The organism is Segatella copri (genome assembly GCF_009494395.1).
Classification (GTDB): Bacteria; Bacteroidota; Bacteroidia; order Bacteroidales; family Bacteroidaceae; genus Prevotella.
On sequence record NZ_VZCB01000109.1, the window covers coordinates 1 to 1,779 of the forward strand.

Annotated in this window: 3 protein-coding genes and 1 pseudogene; all 4 read right to left on the reverse strand. The window is 39.5% G+C overall.

Annotation, left to right across the window (positions count from 1 at the left end):
• Positions 1-106, reverse strand: a pseudogene (locus F7D73_RS15840) (radical SAM protein); the annotation flags it as partial.
• A 1-nt stretch (position 107) separates the two neighbouring features.
• Positions 108-965 carry an energy transducer TonB gene (locus tag F7D73_RS15845; RefSeq protein ID WP_228117775.1) on the reverse strand — a complete coding sequence of 286 codons (858 nt, stop codon included), beginning with the start codon at positions 963-965 and terminating at the stop codon, positions 108-110.
• A 3-nt stretch (positions 966-968) separates the two neighbouring features.
• A complete protein-coding gene (locus tag F7D73_RS15850) occupies positions 969-1,646 on the reverse strand; it encodes a carboxypeptidase-like regulatory domain-containing protein (protein ID WP_153089792.1) in 678 nt (225 codons plus the stop codon).
• On the reverse strand, positions 1,592-1,779 hold a 188-nt coding region (locus F7D73_RS16290), incomplete at its 5' end, for a hypothetical protein (RefSeq protein WP_228117776.1). The genes F7D73_RS16290 and F7D73_RS15850, both read right to left, overlap by 55 nt.

Genomic DNA, 1,779 nt, shown 5'->3' on the forward strand with positions numbered 1-1,779 from the left:
ATTTGCAACGAAGCGGACAACCGTGGAATGCCACAAGCGTGGTGACGCCCTCGCCGTCTATCGTGAGGCGGTGGCGGTCGATACTGATAAGTGGAGCTGTATTCATCTTATTCAGGTCTGAAATTTACAGGAACAACATATTTCATTTTCACAGCTTTGCCATTTTGTTTTGCAGGATTCCATTTTGGCATACTTTTCACAACCCTGATGGCTTCCTTGTCAAGTTCAGGGATAATGCTTCTAATTACCTTTACATCACTCAGACTTCCGTCCTCGTTTACAATAAAGACAACATTAACTCTACCCATAGCAGCACCTTCCCAACAAATTTCTGGATAGCGTAGATTATCCTTGATGTATTTCATCAATGCAGCCATACCACCTGGGAATGAAGGCATCTCCTCTACAACACCAAATATATTGCTGTTTCCTATGGAGTCTGTATCAACAGCTGATTGCATTAAAGCGGTATTGCCTTTTTTTGATTTCTTGGATGTGGTACCTTTCCTATCATTTGAAGTTCGCTCTTTTGTTATTTCCATTCGAGGATTGCTTGGAATCTCTCCTAATTTTCTATTTTTTTCTTCTGCATATTTAGCCTCATCACTAAACGAGATATCTCCTTCCAATTGTCTGTCTCCAGGTTTAGGCACTTCTTCTTTCACTATATTAAGTTCACTTTTAGTAGCATCCGAAGATATTCTTTGTACCTTTCCATCCGAACAAGCTGTCATAACGACAAGTCCTGCTGCTATGCCTGCTACCTTAATGGCTTTTCCAGCCATTTGTCTGAGGTGCAGCTCATATTCCAAGTCTCTTACATCTTGCTCACATTTAGGGCAAGTTCCCATACATTCACCCTTATAATTACATTCTTCAGGTGAATAGTCTATCCCATTGGCATCCGCTATTTGCTTGCGGATTGCTTTGAGGGTATTGCATATGTTACGTCCTCTTGTTACCATTGCTTATTTTCTTTTATGCTTATGTCCTTTTTTTACAACAACTATTTCTCCTGTGAGTCCTCCACTTTCTGTCAAAGTGATAACATTGAGCTTTTCGAGGTTCATTTCAGAGAGTTTGATAATTCTGTCTTGCATACCAATGAACTTAATGGTGATGGTGTCTCCTTGCTCCACTTCAATGGTGAAGTTTCCGTCAATATCTGCAGCCGTTTTCTTTCCAGAAAGTTTAGCTGTGATGAAAGCTGTACAAATCGGTTCTTTTGTTTTTTCGTCAATGATATGCCCTTGGACAAAAAGTACTCCTTTCTTATTCAATGTTTCTCTTTCTTTTAGCAGGATGGAGTCTTTGGATGTATATTCCTGGAAGTGAATCGGAATAACTTTCTTTGGTAGTGGAGGGGTAGAGTTGTAATATCCTTTTTGTGTAGAGCACGACATAATAGATGTTGCAAGAACTGTCATTTCCAATGCTACCCCTACGACCTTTATAGTCTTTCCTGCTTTCTTCCTAAGTCGCAATTCATGTTCCAAATTTTTCACATCTTTCTCACATTTTGGGCAAGTACCCTTGCATTCACCATTGAAATGACATTCTTCGGGTGAATAGTCAATCCCATTTGCATCCGCTATCTGCTTGCGGATAGCTTTGAGAGTGTTGCAAATATAACGTCCTCTTGCCATAGTTTATTTTTTTTATGCTTATGTCCTTTTTTGATAACAACAATTTCACCCATGAGTCCTCCACTTTCTGTCAAAGTGATGACATTGAGTTTTTCGAAATTCATTTCAGAGAGTTTGATGATTCTGTCTTGCA

Coding starts and splice junctions, on each gene's coding strand:
- F7D73_RS15845 (WP_228117775.1), bottom strand. CDS start 965: ATGGTAACAAGAGGACGTAACATATGCAATACCCTCAAAGCAATCCGC.
- F7D73_RS15850 (WP_153089792.1), bottom strand. CDS start 1,646: ATGGCAAGAGGACGTTATATTTGCAACACTCTCAAAGCTATCCGCAAG.